At 71.5% G+C, this 16,611-nt stretch carries 13 protein-coding genes; 7 read left to right on the top strand and 6 right to left on the bottom strand.

Annotation, left to right across the window (positions count from 1 at the left end; translation table 11 throughout):
* Positions 1 to 49: 49 nt before the first annotated feature.
* The 3 genes from ACFYYN_RS41240 to eccE form a co-directional block, all read right to left on the bottom strand.
* Positions 50 to 2,455: an SCO5717 family growth-regulating ATPase gene (locus ACFYYN_RS41240; RefSeq protein WP_500549886.1), complete on the bottom strand. Its 2,406-nt coding sequence runs from the start codon at positions 2,453 to 2,455 to the stop codon at positions 50 to 52.
* 318 nt (positions 2,456 to 2,773) lie between these two features.
* Entirely contained in the window at positions 2,774 to 3,616 is an 843-nt protein-coding gene (locus tag ACFYYN_RS41235; RefSeq protein ID WP_500549885.1) for a hypothetical protein, read from the bottom strand.
* Positions 3,616 to 4,953: a type VII secretion protein EccE gene (gene eccE, locus ACFYYN_RS41230; RefSeq protein ID WP_500549884.1), complete on the bottom strand. Its 1,338-nt coding sequence runs from the start codon at positions 4,951 to 4,953 to the stop codon at positions 3,616 to 3,618. The genes ACFYYN_RS41235 and eccE overlap by 1 nt, the downstream gene beginning before the upstream one ends.
* Positions 4,954 to 5,231: 278 nt before the next feature.
* On the opposite strand from eccE, the gene eccB reads away from it, so the two are divergent.
* The 7 genes from eccB to ACFYYN_RS41195 all read left to right on the top strand — a co-directional run bounded on the left by eccB (position 5,232) and on the right by ACFYYN_RS41195 (position 12,364).
* Positions 5,232 to 6,764 (top strand): type VII secretion protein EccB, encoded by a 1,533-nt coding sequence (gene eccB, locus ACFYYN_RS41225; protein ID WP_500549883.1) that lies wholly within the window; start codon positions 5,232 to 5,234, stop codon positions 6,762 to 6,764.
* Positions 6,765 to 6,993: 229 nt separating this feature from the next.
* Positions 6,994 to 7,320, top strand: coding sequence for a WXG100 family type VII secretion target (locus ACFYYN_RS41220; protein WP_500325805.1), 327 nt, complete (start codon positions 6,994 to 6,996; stop codon positions 7,318 to 7,320).
* A 74-nt stretch (positions 7,321 to 7,394) separates the two neighbouring features.
* The gene (locus tag ACFYYN_RS41215; protein ID WP_499514323.1) at positions 7,395 to 7,685 is read left to right on the top strand and encodes a WXG100 family type VII secretion target; all 291 of its coding nucleotides are present in this window, start codon (positions 7,395 to 7,397) and stop codon (positions 7,683 to 7,685) included.
* 129 nt (positions 7,686 to 7,814) lie between these two features.
* Positions 7,815 to 9,071, top strand: coding sequence for a type VII secretion-associated serine protease mycosin (gene mycP / locus ACFYYN_RS41210; protein WP_500549882.1), 1,257 nt, complete (start codon positions 7,815 to 7,817; stop codon positions 9,069 to 9,071).
* A 22-nt stretch (positions 9,072 to 9,093) separates the two neighbouring features.
* The gene (locus ACFYYN_RS41205; protein WP_500549881.1) at positions 9,094 to 9,411 is read left to right on the top strand and encodes a hypothetical protein; all 318 of its coding nucleotides are present in this window, start codon (positions 9,094 to 9,096) and stop codon (positions 9,409 to 9,411) included.
* A 49-nt stretch (positions 9,412 to 9,460) separates the two neighbouring features.
* Positions 9,461 to 10,921 (top strand): WXG100 family type VII secretion target, encoded by a 1,461-nt coding sequence (locus tag ACFYYN_RS41200; RefSeq protein ID WP_500549880.1) that lies wholly within the window; start codon positions 9,461 to 9,463, stop codon positions 10,919 to 10,921.
* Between the two features lie 126 nt (positions 10,922 to 11,047).
* Complete coding sequence (locus ACFYYN_RS41195) at positions 11,048 to 12,364, top strand: S8 family serine peptidase (RefSeq protein WP_500549879.1); 1,317 nt, start codon at positions 11,048 to 11,050, stop codon at positions 12,362 to 12,364.
* Positions 12,365 to 12,454: 90 nt separating this feature from the next.
* Here ACFYYN_RS41195 and ACFYYN_RS41190 read toward each other — a convergent pair whose 3' ends face one another.
* The 3 genes from ACFYYN_RS41190 to ACFYYN_RS41180 all read right to left on the bottom strand — a co-directional run bounded on the left by ACFYYN_RS41190 (position 12,455) and on the right by ACFYYN_RS41180 (position 16,606).
* Entirely contained in the window at positions 12,455 to 13,516 is a 1,062-nt protein-coding gene (locus ACFYYN_RS41190) for a hypothetical protein (protein WP_500549878.1), read from the bottom strand.
* An 85-nt stretch (positions 13,517 to 13,601) separates the two neighbouring features.
* On the bottom strand, positions 13,602 to 15,842 hold the full coding sequence (locus ACFYYN_RS41185) for a WXG100 family type VII secretion target (protein ID WP_500549877.1): 2,241 nt from the start codon (positions 15,840 to 15,842) through the stop codon (positions 13,602 to 13,604).
* 326 nt (positions 15,843 to 16,168) lie between these two features.
* Positions 16,169 to 16,606 carry a hypothetical protein gene (locus ACFYYN_RS41180; protein ID WP_500549876.1) on the bottom strand — a complete coding sequence of 146 codons (438 nt, stop codon included), beginning with the start codon at positions 16,604 to 16,606 and terminating at the stop codon, positions 16,169 to 16,171.
* Positions 16,607 to 16,611: the final 5 nt, after the last annotated feature.

The following is a 16,611-nucleotide window of genomic DNA, read 5'->3' as shown; positions in this document are numbered from 1 at the left end:
CCGACACGAAGGGCCCGTCCCGCCACGATGGCGGGACGGGCCCTTCCCGTCACTGCTGCTGGGTCCAGCCGGGCGGTACCTGCCCCTGCGCCGGGGGCTGCTGCGCGGGCTGCGCCTCCTGCGGCGGCGGCGGGGGCGGCTGCTGGGTCCAGCCCTGGGGCATGCCGCCCTGCGGGGGCGGGGGAGGCGGGGCCGGCTGCCCGTAGGGCGGCTGCTGCGGGTGGCCGTACCCCTGCTGCGGGGGCATCGGCTGCTGCGGCGGGTACGGCTGCTGCCCCTGCTGGGGCGGGTAGCCGCCCTGCTGCTGCGGCGGCATCTGCTGCTGGGGCGGGTAGACGCCCTGGGCCTGCTGGGCGCGGACGAAGTCCTCGGCGACCAGCGACGCCAGGTGGAAGTAGGCCTCACGGGTCTTCGGCCGCATCATGTCGAGGTCGACCTCGGCGCCCGCGGCGAGGTGCTCGTCGAAGGGCACCACGACGACTCCGCGGCAGCGGGTCTCGAAGTGCGCGACGATGTCGTCCACCTTGATCGTCTTGCCGGTCTCGCGGACCCCGGAGATCACGGTGAGGCTGCGCTGCACGAGGTCGGCGTAGCCGTGCGCGCCGAGCCAGTCGAGGGTCGTGCTGGCGCTGCTGGCACCGTCCACCGACGGGGTGGAGACGATGATCAGCTGGTCGGCCAAGTCGAGCACGCCACGCATGGCGCTGTAGAGCAGACCGGTGCCGGAGTCGGTGAGGATGACCGGGTACTGCTGCCCGAGCAGGGCCACCACGCGCCGGTAGTCCTGGTCGTTGAAGGTGGTGGAGACGGCCGGGTCCACGTCGTTGGCGATGATCTCCAGGCCCGAGGGCGCCTGCGAGGTGAAGCGGCGGATGTCCATGTAGCTGTTGAGGTGCGGCAGCGCCTGGACCAGGTCCCGGATCGTCGCGCCGGTCTCCCGGCGCACGCGGCGGCCGAGCGTGCCGGCGTCCGGGTTGGCGTCGATGGCCAGGATCTTGTCCTGGCGCTCGGAGGCGAGCGTGGCACCCAGGGCGGTGGTGGTCGTCGTCTTGCCGACGCCGCCCTTGAGGCTGATCACCGCGATCCGGTAGCAGGACAGCACCGGCGTGCGGATCAGGTCCAGCCTGCGCTGGCGCTCCTGCTCCTCCTTCTTCGCGCCGATCTTGAAGCGCGACGCCTGGTTGTTGTTCCTGCGCGCCTTCGGCTGCTGGCGCAGCAGACGGTCCGAGGAGAGCTCCACCGCCGCGTTGTAGCCGAGCGGGGCGCCGTGCATGACCCGCTGCTGCTGCTCTTGGCCGGGACCGGGACCGCCCCAGCCGGCGGCGGTGCGCGGGTCCACGGGCGGGGCGGGCTGCTGCTGCGGCAGGACCGGGGGGTGGGGCTGCACCGGCGGTTGGGGCTGGGGCTGGGGCTGGGCGTGCGGGCCGGGCCCCGGCTGCGGATAGCCGTAACCGTGCGGCGGTGCCGGCGGGGTGGCTCCGTCGGCGTACGGCGGCATCGGCTGCTGCCCCTGCTGCGGGAGCGGCCCCGGCGCGGGAGCCGGGGGCTGCTGCGGGGGCGTCTGGGCGTACGGCCCGGGCCCCGGCTGCGGATACCCGTACCCCTGCTGCGGGTACGGCGGCTGCTGCGCGTGGGGGTCACCCCAGGGCGCGCCCTGGTTCGGCTGCGGGTACCCGTAACCGTGCGGCGGCGGGGCGGGCTGGGGGTAGCCGTAAGGCTGCTGCGGCGCGGGCGAGTTGGGGTCGCCCCACGGCGCACCCTGATGCGGCGGCTGCGGGTAGCCGTACCCCTCCTGCGGCGGGGGCTGCACCGGGGCAGGCTGCTGCGGCGCCTCCTGCGGGGTGGCCGGCTGGTACTCCGGCGGCAGCGGCGGCACTTGGGACTGCGGCGCCGGAGCGGGCGGCTGCGGCTGCTGCTCGGGAGCGGCCGCGGTCTCCCCCTGGGGTGCGTGCCGGGGCTGCGGCACGGGCGGCTGCTGCGGCCCCGCGTCCGGCTCCGCGGGCGAGGGCGTCACCTCGGTGGCCACCGGCGCGGGCGCCTCCACCGGCTGAGGTTCAGCCGGCTGCTGTTCCTCGGGCCGGACGGGCTCGGGGTCGGCAAAGACCGCCGCCGCGGCGGCCTCGCGGGCGGCGTCGGGGGCCGCCGGAGCGGGCTGATGCTCTGCGGGGGCGGGGGGTTGCGCGGCCTGCGGAGGACGGGGGTTCTGCGGCACCTGCGGCTCCTGCGGCGACGTCGCCTCGGGCGCGGCCGCCACCGGCGGGCTCACCGCGGGAGCCGGGGCCGGGGCCGGAGCCGGGGGAGCGGGTGAGGGCGTGGGCGCGCCTCCTCCCGCCTGCTGCGTGTACCAGGACGGCGGCGCGTAGTCGATCTGGAACTCGCCCGTGAGGTCCGCGTCGGACTGATCCCCGTCCGGGACGGCCCCGCCGGTGCGGATGTCGTCCTGATCGCTGCTCACTTGTGCCTCCTGGTCAACTCAAGTACGCGCCCGGTCCGTCGGAGCGGACGCGATTCCCCCGTCTCGGAGTTCCCGCGGCACAGCTGCCGCGGCTCACCGGAAGAGCCTAATCATCCGGCCCGTGGGTAGGGCAAGCGCCGTCGGCATCACGACCGGAACGCCGACGTGATGCACCGTTCGCCGCGCACGGAGCCGCGCCGTCCACGCGTGGACACGGCTGCTGCGGATGCCGGGGCCCCTGTGCCCATGCCCCGTGCCGCGGCCGGGTAACCGCCGCGGCACGAGAGCGTCCGGAACGCCCCGGCGGGCGGCCCCGGGTCAGTCCACGCGCCGGGCCGGTCCCAGAAGGCCGGACTCCGCGTCCGTGGGTTGCGTCATCACGAACTGCCGGCGCTTGCGCGTGCACCACATCGTCACGTTGTCGCCGAGCGTCGGCAGCGCGGCCACGTCGGCCTCCGACAGGCCCATCACCTGGCCGATGATCTCGGCCTCCTGGGGCGAGACCCGCTGCAGCCCCACCACATCGGCGCCGGCGAGCAACCGCGGGGCCGTCGGCCCCAGGTACGGCAGCAGGGTCATGACCGACTGCCAGGACTGCGCCGCCACCCGGCTGCGCGGCGGACGGGCGCCGCAGTCACGGACGATGACGACGGGGCTGTGCACCGAAGGACCCTGCGGGGCGATCCGCCCGACCTCGTGCACCGTCACGCACTGCTGACCGCCGCCCGCCGCCTGCGCCATCGGCGCCCACGACTGGGGTCGGGCGGTCTCCACCGCGACCCGGGCACCGGTCGCGGCGGCGCGCAGCGACAGCACCTGCGCCAGCCACATGCTGCCGACCAGCACGACGTCGAGCCGGGCCGGGCGGCTCAGCGCCAGCACGGCGGGCTGGTTGGCGGCGTCGATCCCGATGACGACACCGTCGTCACCGATCGGCAGGGACAGCCCGGACAACTGCCCGGGCGTCAGGGTGTGCCGGTCGCGGCGCGGTCCGAGCAGCCCGAACGCGGCACGCAGCGTGCGCCGTCCGGCGCCGGCGAAGGAGGAGCCGCGCGGGTCGGCGCCCTGCGGCAGGTGCGAGGGGCGGGGCCCGCCGCCGGGGAAACCGGAGCCCGCGCCGGGGTGCTGTCCGCCGAAGGCGGGAACGGTCGGAGCCGACATCAGCGGGTACCTCCCAAGGGCAGCGTGGCCAGGATGCCGGGCACCTGCTCGCGGTCCAGCCGCACCAGGCCCAGCCGGGACGCGGTCGCGCGGCGCTCCAACTGGTGCCGGGCCTCGACCAGTTCGTTCTCGCTGCGGCCGGTCAGCCGCACGTACCCGGACAGCAGCGCCGCCCGGCTGCCGCCCGGTGCGAGGACCAGCGAGAAGGTGCTGGCCAGCGCGGGCGAGGAGGTCAGCAGGCCGACCAGGTCGGGCAGCGCGGCGGCGCCGGTGCCCAGCTGCGGCCAGCGGCTGACCCAGTAGGTCGTGTGCCAGCGGTCGTCGCACCGCCACGCCCGCGCGCTCTCGGAGGTACGGCGTGCCTGGCGGCTGCCGTCGAGGGCGGCGCCGCCCGTCGTGGCGAGGGGGTTCACGCAACTCGACGTCGCCACGGCGGCGATGATCTCGGGCTCGGTCAGCACGCGGGCCTCGAGCCCGGTGCCCACCAGCCGGCTCACCAGATGGTCGGCGGCCCGCAGGAGGGCGCGCCGCGCCCCGGCCATGCCGCCGCCGCGTGCCTGCACCGCCTCCGGGCACAGTTCGGGGTCGAGCTTGATCGCGATCCAGGTGAGCCGCAGCCCCGGCGTCCGGCTCTGCGCCTGCAGCGGTGCGTAGGAGCGCGCGGCCAGCGCCTGCGCGGGCAGGTGCGGGGCGGGGGCGGGCTGGGTGTGCTGGACGACCTGGACCGACGCGAGCCGGATGTCGTCCACCGTCAGCAGGCCGTTCAGCAGCTCCAGGGGGAGCGAGCGGACTCCGCGGGCCGGACGCAGCGGTTCGTCGACCGCCTGCACCTGGACGACGGCCGTCAGGAAGGTGCCGTCGCCGATCATGCCGATCTCGCGCTGCTCGCGCTCGTCGGTGTACCCGTAGGTGCGCAGCGCCGGGTCGCACTCCACGGCCGGTACGAAACCGGGGTCGGTGCCCTGCGGGACGCCGGCGGCGTTGCGCCGCTGACGGGCCTTCAGGGCGCGGGCGCTGGCCATCCACTCCGGCATCGGGCGGCCGCGCCGTCGCAGCAGGCCGAAGAGCAGCAGCGGAACGGCGATGACCGCGGCCACGACGGGCCCGACCACCTCGTGGATCAGCCAGCCGCCCAGCAGCAGTGCGAGTGCCAGCTCGATCAGCACGAGTTGCTGCACCCGCACGGGGCCTATGCTCCCGGGCCTGCGGGTCATCACCGGGGCCGCCGCCCCGGCCCGCGCCGCGGGGGAGCCGCCGTGCCCGCTCCCGGGTGGTCCGGCGTACTGCTGCGGTGGCTCGTCGCCCGGACTGCGCCGGGACCTGGTCGCGGTGGTCATCCCCCGTACAACCCTTCTGCTTCTGCTGGTACCTGTGCCGCGCGGGCGGCGCCCGGCGCCGTCCAGCGCTCGCTCGCGTCCGTCGCCCTGCCGGCGTGGGACGCTCCGGGTGCCGCTGGCGGGCCGATCGCGCTACCCCGTACCGTACGGTGCGATCGTCACACGGCATAGTAGGGGTCCCCCTCATCACAGCCGTCACCACAGCCGCCACCGCGGCGGACAGACGGGACCGGGGAACGCCACAACAAAGCAGCGACATACGGGGAGTTGACGCAGGGATGGCGACACGTAGGGATGAGCTGAACGCCTACTCGTTCGCGCGCAGGCGCACGGTGGCCGCGTTTCTCCAGCCCTCCCCGCACGGTTCGGAGGAGGCCGCCCCGCGCCCGCTGAAGACCGTCGCCCCGAGCCTCGTCGTGGGTCTGCTGGTCGTCGTCGGCTTCGGATTCTGGGGCATATTGAAGCCCGCCGCGCCCAAGGGCTGGGACACTCCCGCCCAGAAGGTCATCGTCGGCGACGAGTCCACCACCCGTTACGTCGTGTTGAAGACCAACGGCGAGGCGCAGCTGCACCCCGTGCTCAACCTCGCCTCCGCCCGACTGCTGCTCGACCCCGAGAAGTTCGAGGTCATCAAGGTCAAGGAGTCGGTGCTCGACAACAGCGGCATGACGCTCGGCAGCACCATCGGCATCCCCTACGCCCCGGACCGGCTGCCCAGCCAGGACGACGCCGGCAAGCCCAAGACCTGGGCGCTGTGCGAGACCCCGGGCGGCGGCACGGACCGCTCGGCCCAGCGGGCGGTCCTCGTCATCAACCAGCAGAAGCCCAAGGAGGCGGCCCTGGTCGGGGGCGCGAACCAGCTCCGTGACGACGAGGCCATGTACATCGAGGTGCCCGGCGGCGACCAGTACCTGGTGACGGACCGGGGCTTCACCTACCTGCTCGGCGGCCCCGCCGGGAAGCAGCAGCCCGAACTGGTCAACACCCTGCGCCAGGTCATCTTCGGCGCCTCCGCGCAGCCGCAGAAGGTCGACGCCGACTTCCTGTCGACCCTCAACAACGTGCCGGGCGCCGCCATCTCCTTCCCGCAGGTCGACGGCATGGGCGAGACGTCCACCGCGCCGGGCCTGAGCGCCGGGCACGCGAAGGTCGGCCTGGTGCTGAAGGCCAACGACGACCAGTACGTGGTGCAGCGGGACCGGGTCGTCCGCGTCACCGCCTTCATGGCGAAGCTGCTGCTGAACAGCCCTCAGGCGAGGTCGCTGTACGACGGATCGCCGGAGGCGGTCTCCGTCAACGTGGGTGAAGTCACCTCGGCCCAGGCGAGCGAGACCTTCATGGACGACCTCGGCTGGCCGGAGAAGGCGGTCACGCAGGCCAACACCCAGGACGAGAAGGACGGTCGCAGCGTCGCGTGCAGCGTGTACAGCGGTGTCGACGACAAGGTGACCAAGAAGCCGGCGATGACGATGTGGGCCGGGAAGAAGTTCCCCCGGGACGTGGCGCAGAGCGGTACGAACACCTACGTCTCGCCCGGTAGCGGCCTCTTCTACAAGGCGTACGACGGTACCGACAAGCGCATCGGGTCCATCTTCCTGGTCACCGACACCGGACTGCGTTACTCGGTGCCGACGACGGGCGACAGCGACAGCGGCGGCGCCGCCAAGCAGGACGACGCGGTCGGCGTCGTGCAGACCAAGCTCGGCTACGCGAAGAACTCCCCGGTGCCGGTGCCGCGGATCTGGTCGGACCTCCTCGCGAGCGGGCCGACGCTCGACGTGAACGCGGCGAAGCAGGCGCAGGGCTCCTGAACTGGTATTTCCACGGACCTTCACGGGTATTGATTGAGCATTTGACAATCCATTGGCCAAGCCATCAACACCCGTGGCAACGTGAGGGTTTGGTGATGAAGGTCAGGATCCCGATACGGAACCGGGTACCTGTTCGCCTTGTCACTGCTATTGGCTAGAGTTGAAGACCGACCACATCTTCCGATGTGCGACGAATCCGATCTTCTACGTCTCATGGGGGACGCCAGACATGGCTGGACAGCAGTTCACCATGACCGAGGAGGAGATGGTTGCGTTCAGCAACCGCATCTCCACGGTCAACTCCTCGATCCAGGGCGAGATCCGCCGCCTCCAGACCGTGATCGACACGATCACCTCGGGGTGGAAGGGCTCCGCCGCCACGGCGTACAACAACCTGCAGTCGCAGGTGAACGAGGACGCCAACAAGATCAATCAGATCCTGGGCGACATCAAGGAAGCTGTGGACGCGAGCACCAAGAACTACTCCGCCTCCGAGGAGGAGCAGCGCGCGTCCATCCAGAGCATCTCGGCGCAGGGAAGCAACCCGTTCGGATGACCGTCCCCGCGCGGTGACCTGACGCCGCGCCGGCCGGACGAGCTTTCCGAATCCAACATCTGAGGAGACATCACATGTCCGGGCAGATCCTGGTCAATTTCCAGACCATCTCCCAGGCCGCGACCGACGTGCGTACGACGGCCAACAACATCAAGCGCCAGCTGGACGACCTCGAGGCCGGCGTGAAGAAGATCGCGACCACGTGGGAGGGCTCCGCGCAGGAGGCCTACCGCACCAAGCAGACCGAGTGGGACCAGCGCGCCGCGTCCATGCACCAGACGCTGGAGGCCATCGCCCGTGCCCTCGACACGGCCGCGCAGAGCTACCAGGCCACCGAGAACAAGAACCGGCAGATCTGGGGCTGATCGCGCGCCTGGCCGCGTGACAGGTGATGAGGGCGGGCGTGTACGGCGACGTACGTGCTCGCCCTCGTCGGCGGTTTGACCACGAACCGCACATAACGGGAGGACGGAACACCAGTGGGATCGCACGCCGTGAGGCGCACCGCCGCCATCGCCGCAGCAGCGGCGCTCGCCGCCTTCGGCCTGCCGGCCGCCGGCGTCGCCTCGGCGTCGTCCGCCGGCGACGTACGCACGGTCCTCGCCGACGACGGCGACAGCGAGCGCTTCCAGATCGACGACACCCAGTGCTCGTTCCCGTCCGACGTGATCAAGGGCACGCCCTGGTCGCTGCAGCGCATCGTCCTGGAGCAGCTGTGGAAGGACACCCAGGGCCTCGGGGTGGTCGTCGCCGTCATCGACACCGGCGTCGACAAGAACAACAGGCAGCTCGCCACCGCCGTCAAGTTCGGCGTGGGCAAGGACCTGATCGAGCGCAAGGACCCGAACGACGGCGCCAAGGACCCGGTCGGTCACGGCACCAAGGTCGCCGGCATCATCGCCGCCCGGCCCTCCAAGGACACCGGCTTCGTCGGCATCGCCCCGCGCGCGTCGATCCTCGCCATCCGCCAGAACGACAACCAGGGCGGCGGCACGGTCAAGACCATGGTCGAGGCGATCAAGCACGCCGCGAACGCCGGCGCCAAGGTCATCAACATCTCGCAGGACACCGCCACGGCGATGCCGCCCGACTCCGCGCTGGAGCAGGCCGTCAAGTACGCCCAGGAACGCGACGCCCTGATTGTCGCCTCCGCCGGCAACGACGGCGCGGGCGGGCAGGAGAAGCTGACCTACCCCGCCTCCTACGACGGCGTCCTGGCGGTCGGCGCCTCCGACCGCGACAACGCCCGCGCCAACTTCTCGCAGCCCGGCTCCTTCGTGGGCGTCGCCGCCCCCGGCGTCGACATGGTCTCCACCGTCCCCTACGGCGGCCACTGCATCGACCAGGGCACCAGCTTCTCCGCGCCGTACGTCTCCGGCGTCGCCGCCCTCATCCGGGCCAAGCACCCCGACTGGACCTACCGCCAGGTCATCACCCAGATCGAGCAGACCGCGGACCGCAGCAAGCCCGGCCGCGACGACTTCGTCGGCTGGGGCGTCATCGACCCCGTGGCCGCCGTCAACGACGACGCCACCACCCCGAAGGACGCCCCGACGCCGGACCCCGTCGTCAACGCCGGGGCCCACGAGAAGATCGAGGCGGCGACCGTCATCCTCGGCGAGAGCCCCCAGGAACGCACCGAGCGCTACGCCGTCTACACGGTCGGCGGCGCGATCGGCGGTGTCGCGCTGCTGGTGGGCGGTGGCGTGGTGCTGGGCGACTGGCGTCGCAAGCGAGGGATCAACACATGAGTAGGAACGGGGAAGCGACACGATGAGTGACCAGTACAAGGTCGATCTGAGTGAGCTTGAGGACACGATCACCAAGCTCAACGGCGTGCTCAGCAGCATGGGCGGAGTGAAGTCCTGCGCCGTCAACGGGACGCACCTTCCGGACGGCGCTCTCGGGAGTGGCGATTTCATCGAGGCGAGCGAACTTGCCAAGGCCCACGACGAGATGAAGGTGCACATCCAGGACGTCATCGACTTTCTGCACAGCGTCATGGACGACTTCGGAAAGAACACCAAGAAGGTCCACGGCGCCTATTCCGACGCGGAGTACGACACGCAGACGGGCATGGCCGGCGGCTGACGGTGGGTGGACGGGAACGTGGCGAGGATCGACGAGGGGGCTGTGAACCATGGGTGAGAACGACCAGATCGACTACGACTACCAGCACATGTACGGACCGTACTTCGGTGTGGTGAAGACCCCGTTCGCCACCGACACGGACATGGACCAGATGAAGGCCATGCTCGCCAACGCGCAGCCGGACACCGTGCTGCGCGTGGCCGATGGCTGGAAGCGAGTCGCAGGCGACCTCGCTCGGGACCCGGACAGCGCGAAGGCCCAGTTCGACAAGGCGGTCGAACACATCATGGCCCACTGGGAGGGCCCGGCGGCGCAGGCCTTCCGCACGAAGGCGCAGCAGATCAGCAAGAGCATCAACGACTGTGCGACGTACGCCGACTACACCTCCACGGCGATGAAGCACGCCGGCGACGTCCTGGCCAGGATCAAGCCCGAGGTCGACGCCATCGAGAAGCCGGGGTGGCTCGCCTCCAAGGCCGACGCGGTCGGCAACCTCGGCAGCCGGGACGAGAACTGGCGCGGTGAGATCCGGAACAACCAGGGAGCGCAGAAGGCCCTGGACAACCACGCCGGAAACCTCTCCGAGGGCAAAGAGCGCCAACTGCAGATGGCGGCCAAGATGGAGACGCTGGCCCAGGCGTACACCCTGCAGACGTCGACCATGGGGTCGTGGAAGAAGGTGCCGCCGGCGAGGAGGGACGACCACGACGACTATCCGGGTGATCCGGGAGGCGTCGCTCCGGTTCCCGCTCCGATACCCACGGAGGTGTCCCGGCCCAAGACGGCGGCCCCGAGCCGTGGCACGACGGGGGGCACCACCGGCAACGTCAGGCCGTCGCAGCAGGTGAAGCCGCCGCGCGAGTCCGGCATCACCGGAGGCGTGCAGAAGCCCGTCACGAGCACCAAGCCCCAGGTCGGCACGGCCATCGACGGCATCTCCGGCCCGGGCGGCGGAACTGCCGGCGTCGGCGGTGGCGTGGGCGGAGCGGGCGGTGGCGTCGGTGGTGGTGTCGGTGGCGCGGTCGGTGGTCCCGGTGGGGCCGCCGGCGGACTCCCCGGCGGCGTGGCCGGCGCCGGGCTCGGTGCACGTGGTGGAGCGGGCGCCCGTGGCGGGTCCGCCGGAGCCGGCGGGTCCGCCGGAGCGGCAGGTCGTGGCGGCATGCCCGGCGCAGGCGGCGCCGGCGCGGGTGCAGGTGGCAGGGGCGGCGCGGCCGCCGGCCGCGGCGGCAGCCTCGCCCGTCGTGGCGGCGGTGTGGTCGGTGCCGCCAAGGGCACCGGTTCGGGCACCCGCGGTACGCCGGGCGGATCGGGCCTGCACAGGAGCCGCGGCGCGGCGGGTGCCGGCAGCGGCGGCAACACCGGCAGGGGCGCGAACCGCATGATGGGCCGCGGCCAGACCGATCGGACGGAAGAGGAAGAGCGCCGCGAGGGCGAGCGTCCCGACTACCTGGTCGAGGACGAGGAGACCTGGACGCCCGAACGCAACAACGCTCCGCGGGTCATCGAGTAATCACCCTTGGCCGACCGGTGCATCAGTGCATGTGGAAAGGTGTGGGGGCGTAGCCGGCTGAGCTACGCCCCCACACTGCCTGAGAGAGGACAGACAGGGATGGGCTTCACACGGACGTTTCGCGCGGTGAGCGGGGCAGTGCTTGCCGGCGCACTGGTCCTGGTGTCCGCACCGGGCGCTGCCGCGGACCAGACCAGGGAGGACCAATGGCCCCTGGAGGCGTTCGATGCCCAGGCCATCTGGAAGATCTCCAAGGGCGAGGGCGTCACTGTCGCCGTCATCGACGAGGGCGTGTACGCCGACCATGTGGATCTCAAAGGCAACGTGATCCAGGGGAAGGACTTCGTCGACGGAGGCGCCACCACGCCCAAGTACGGTGACTCCCACGGCACGAGCATGGCCGCGATCATCGCCGGTCACGGCCACGGTCCCGGTTCGTCCGACGGGGTCATGGGCCTGGCTCCGGAAACCAAGATCCTCGACATCCGGGACATCGGCCTGCGGCCGGACGGATTCGCGGGGTCCATTCGCTATGCCGTGGACCACGGGGCGTCGGTGATCAACATCTCGCAGGGCGGTCCCGGCGCCAATGACGAGAAGGCCGAGGCGGACGCGATCGCGTACGCGTTCCAGAAGGATGTTCTCGTCGTCGCGAGCACCGGCAACAACGGGCAGGGCGTCGAGTTCCCGGCGAACTATCCCGGCGTCGTCGCCGTCGGAGGCGTCAAGAACGACGGCACCATCTGGGAGGACTCGAATCGCGGCCCGAGCGCCCTCCTCAGCGCCCCGGCGACGTCCATCGTCTCCGCGGGCAACAAGTCGGACACGGCTTACGTGTCGGGCACGGGAACCTCGGATGCCACGGCCTTCGTCTCTGCGGCCGCCGCCCTCCTGCGCTCCAAGTTCCCCGACCTCACCGCCGGCCAGATCGCCAATCGGCTGACGAAGACCGCCGGCCTGCCGGATTCCGCCAAGAGCATCTCCCTCCCGGACGAGCGCTACGGCTACGGCTTCATCCAGCCGCTCGCCGCTCTCAAGGAGGACATCCCGGCGGGGCCGAAGAACGGGCCGTTGTCCGTCCCTGAGTCCCTCAAGGGAGGCACGGGGAACGCGGACACGGCCCAGCCGTCGAACAACGCGGCGGCCGGCGACGACGACTCGTCGTCCTCTACGGCCGAGTCCAAGCGGGTCATCATCCTCGTCGGGGTGGGTCTCGTCGCGCTCGTGGTCCTCGCACTCGTCATCCTGCTGATCGTCAAGGTCGCACGCCGTGGCAAGCGTAACGACGACGGCCCGGGCGGGCCCGGAACGCCCTCCGGCTGGGGCGGCAACGGCCAGCCGCAGTACGGGCAGCCGCCGCACCAGCAGCAGTATCCGGGCCAGGGCGGCAATCCCTACCAGCAGCAGCCGCAGGGCCCGGGGCAGCAGTGGTCGAACCAGTAGCCGGGGCCTGAAAGCGACCTTTCCCGCAGCAAGCGCGGGGCTGCGCCGTGCCGTCCTTCTCGCTGTCCGCAGAGCGAGCAAGCGGGGCCGTCAGGAGAGCTTCCCGGGGCTGTCGCAGCCGTGGCGCGCGGCCGACTGCTCGGCGAAGCGCTGCAGATCGGCCCGCTCGGAGGCGGTGAGCGGCTTCGAGGTGAAGCGCCGGTCGCTCCCGTCGACCGGCGACGCGTGGAAGTAGCCGATGCCCAGGGCCCCCGGGCAGGTGGCCGAGGTCCACACCGACGTGCCGTCGGCTCCCGAGGGCTTGTCGTGCCCCCCGTAGGCGCCGTTCATGACGGCTTGGGAGTTGTCGTTGAAGGGGCCGTACGCGGCGGCCAGCTGCAGGTGGCCCGAGAGCACGCACTCCTCCACCGGCGCTGCCTCCGCGGGTGTCTCGCGTACCTCGGTGGCGGAGGTCAGCCCCTTGCAGGTGCCCTCGGCCTCGGCGGCCGGCACGGTGGTGGCGGACGCCGCCGGGGCCGTCAGCTTGGCCGCGTCACCCGGCTCCGCCGCGCACCCGGTGCTGTCCGCCGCTCGCTGCGCAGTCCGGGTCACGGTGCGGGCCAGGGCGAGGCGCACGTCGTCGGTGACCTCGGTGCCGGACGGGGACGCGGCCGTCACGAGTATCCCGCCGCCTTCGTCGGGCGCCCAGTTCTTGCAGCCGAGCACCACGGACGCGGTCGCTCCGGCGTCCTTGGTGAGCATGAAGCCCTGCCAGCCCGCGTCCAAGGGCACGGGGAGCGACTCCTGCTCGTCCTGGAACGTGTAGACGCCGAAGGCATTGAGGGCGCCCGCCGTGGTCTCGACGGATATCTCGACGCCACCGACGTCGCACCGCACGGCGAGGCCCGCGGGCTCCTTCACGTCGTCGGACACGTCGAACTGCCGGCTGCCGACGTCGAAGCCCCCGCCGAACAGGCTCATCCGGGACTTCCCGGCGAGGTCCAGCACCGGGTCGACCGGCAGCATCCCGCCGCAGGCCCGGCCGGCCTTCGCGGCCGGGTACTGCAGCTGGAATCCGTAGCATCCCGCGCCCAGGGCGACGAGCGTCACCGCTGAGACGAGCAGCTTGCGCCTGCCGTTCTTCCGGAGCGAAATCCGGTCGTTCCACTTCATGTGCCGTAATCCCTGTCCGCGATGCCTGGGCCGACCGTGTCGGCGGTGTCCGTCGTGGTGGCCGGGCCCCTCCGGGGCCCGGTGGTCAGCCCTGCCCGGTTCCCCTCTTGTCCTGCCCGTAGCCGTCCAGGTTGCTGTCGGCGGAGTGGAAGCCCACCTCGACCTCGTTGGCCAGGATGTTCTGGTAGTCGGCGACGTGGCCCTGTCCCTGGGCCTGCGCGGAGTTCCGGTAGGCGTCCTGGAGGACCGCGGTGGTGGAGTACTTCGCGTCCTCCCAGTCGGTGCCGCTGGAGTACACCGCGTTGCCCATGGTGTCCCGTTCGGAACCGCTGACGATCTGGTTGATCAGGTCCCCGGTGACGGTGGTCGCCACGCCGCCGACGCCCGCGCCGACGGCAGGTGTGGCGATGAAGGACGTGCCGACACCGATGCCGGTGCCCACGATCCCGGACGCGTAGCTGCCGGCCCTCCCCATGGCGTCGTTGTAGGCCTTGTCGGCTTCCACGGCGTCGCCGATGTCCGACTCGCGCCGGCCGATCGCGATGCTCCCCTGGACCTCGCCGGAGGACCTGGCGATCTCCCGCAGCGCGGTGTCCGTGGACCCGTCGAACGCTTCGGGGTGCTGCAGGTGGTAGTCGATGAGGTTGGAGGTGTACGCGCTCTCGGCGAGGTTGACCGCCGCGTAGCCGTCCGGGTCCTTTCCGACGGTCATGAGGAAGCGGGAGGTGTCCTGCTCGCTCAGGTCCGCCGCGGTGCCCTCGATCGGGTAGAACTGGTCCCGGTTCCCCGAGCGGTCGTTCGTCAGGGACTGGTGGATGTCCGGCATGTACTCGCCCGCCATCCGGCCGAGGCTGTCCTGCATCCCGTCGTGGGCGAGCTCGGAGTCCTGGGAGACGGAGTGGACGACCTCCTCCATCAGGCGGGCCTGGGCCGCGTTGTGCGCCGGGGTGTCCGCCGAGGGGCTGGTGTCGTACGGGTGCCCCGTGGTCGCCGACTCCAGGGCGTGCCCAAGGTTGTCGTAGCCGCTGGGGTTCTTCGGGTCGCCGGTGAAGCCCGCGCCTTCCGGCCAGTGGCGGTCCTTCATCAGGTAGTCGAGGTGGTCGACCTTCTCGCCGTTGACCTCCGACTCGGAGGAGAGGAACTCGGTGGAGGCCGCCGGGTTGTGGCCCAGGGCGTCCATGAAGCCCGTCATGGGGTCGAGCGCGCCGATGTTCGCCGGTCCCAGGGAACGGGTCATGTTGCCGGTCCAGTAGGCGTCCGGGTTCTGGCCGCCGTTGGTGCCGTTCGTCTCGGCGGTGATGAGGTCGTTGCCGTAGGCCTGGAGGAAGTCCTTGTCCCACTTCCCGTGGCTCATCAGGCTGCTGGTCAGCTGGTAGCCGCTGAGGCCGTAGGGGGTCTCGGTGGGGTTGGCGTTGAAATCGCGGCGGCCGGCCTCGAGCAGGTCGTCCTGGAACTTGGTGACGGCCGGGTCTGGGCGGCCGGCGCGGTCGTCGGAGGTGGTGGCCGTTCCGATGGTGGTGCCCAGGTTCTTCTGGATGTCCTTGAGCCGGGCGAGCTCGCTCTTGGACAGGTGCGTCCCCGCGGGCGGGGTGACGATCTCGTTGTACTTGGCGAGCATGTTCTCGCCGCCGGTCTTCACCGCGAACTGCCGGGAGAACTCGGGGTCGTTCTTGTTCGCCGAGAGCAGCAGGTCGAGCTTGGTGAGCTCGGCGTCGGACAGCCGCCCCTTCTTCGTCATCAGCGCGGCCGCCTGGTCGGCCTCGACGGCGTCGAGGCTGGTGTAGACGCTGGTGTTGAACGACCGGCTGTCGCCGTTGGCGTCGCGCTCCAGGGCGGCGCTCGCGGCCTCGTCGGCGGCGGTGGCCAGTTCGAGCACGCGCGTCAGGCGTGAGGAGAGCGAGTCCAGCTTGTCCTTGCGCTCGGCGGCGAAGCCCGGGGAGGCGGAGGCGGTCGGGCTGTCCCAGCGGGAGTCGACGTCCTTGATCGCCCCGTCCTCGGAGACGTGGAAGCTGTCGGCCCGGGCTTCGTCGAGGAGGGTGTGGAGCTGCTTCTGGTACGCGGCGAACTCGGTGTGGGCGTCCTTGAGCAGCTTGGCGACGCGGCCGGCCTCGGTGGCGGCGTTCTCGTACTCCGTGCGGGCCTTGCCCATGGTGGCGAAGGCCGCGGTCGCGGCGTCGCCCTCCCAGTGGCCTTTGAGGTGGTCGATCACGCGCTGCTCGAACTCGCGCTGGAGGGCCTCGTACTTGGCGGGCAGCGCGCCCCACGAGGCGGCGGCGTCGGACAGCGGCCCGAGGTCGGCCTTGTCGAGGTAGGGGATGGACACCATGTGTGCGTCAGCTCCTGTCCGTCCCTGCGGACGGGTATGGGTGTGCGTTGCGGCCGTGCCACGTGGCCCGGGCGTCCCGGGCCGGAGGGCGGGCCCTAGGCCGTGTCGTCAAATGCCCGCCTGCCCAGCGACGCTCCCCCAGCTGGCGCTGGGAGGTGCCCCCAGGCACGGCACTCCCCCAGCCTTCGGCCGGGGGTGCCCCCACGCTGCGTTGTCGAATCGTCCGAGTAGCCCACTACGAGGACGACTCTCCGCCTTGCGATGCACCGCACCAGACGCCGCTGGGCCCGCCCTCCGGGCGGCCGGCGCTCATTTGACGACACGGCCTAGCCGAAGGGGGTGTGGAGCGAGGCCTGGCGGGCCTGCTCCTCCTGCTCGGTGCGGGTGTAGTGGCCGGTGCTGGTGTGGAGCTTGTCGCTGATGTCCTGCAGCATGCGCTTGAGGTTGAGGACCTGGTCGCCCCAGCGGACGTCCATGCTCATGAGGGAGCCCGCGGTGGCCCAGGAGCCCCCGTCGGGCGGACCCGGAGCGGTGTGCTTGTTGAGGCCCGTGACGGCCCCGAGGGTGTCCTCGTCGGCCTGGTTGTCGACGTTCTCGGTGTCACCGCGCAGTTCGACCAGCGCGTTGGCGGCCTCGTCCAGGCGCTGGGTGTCGACCTTCGTCGTCCCGGCGGACGTACCGCCGCCTCCCGGATCCGCGGGAACGGAGTTCAGCCGCATCCGCGTGGCTCCGCCGCCCTGTGAACCGTCGAAGGGAGTGCTCATCCCTT

The sequence above is a fragment of the Streptomyces sp. NPDC001902 genome, from assembly GCF_042891295.1.
Taxonomy (GTDB): Bacteria; Actinomycetota; Actinomycetes; order Streptomycetales; family Streptomycetaceae; genus Actinacidiphila.
Note: the sequence above shows the minus strand (reverse complement) of the source record. Positions and strands in the feature narration are given on the sequence as shown.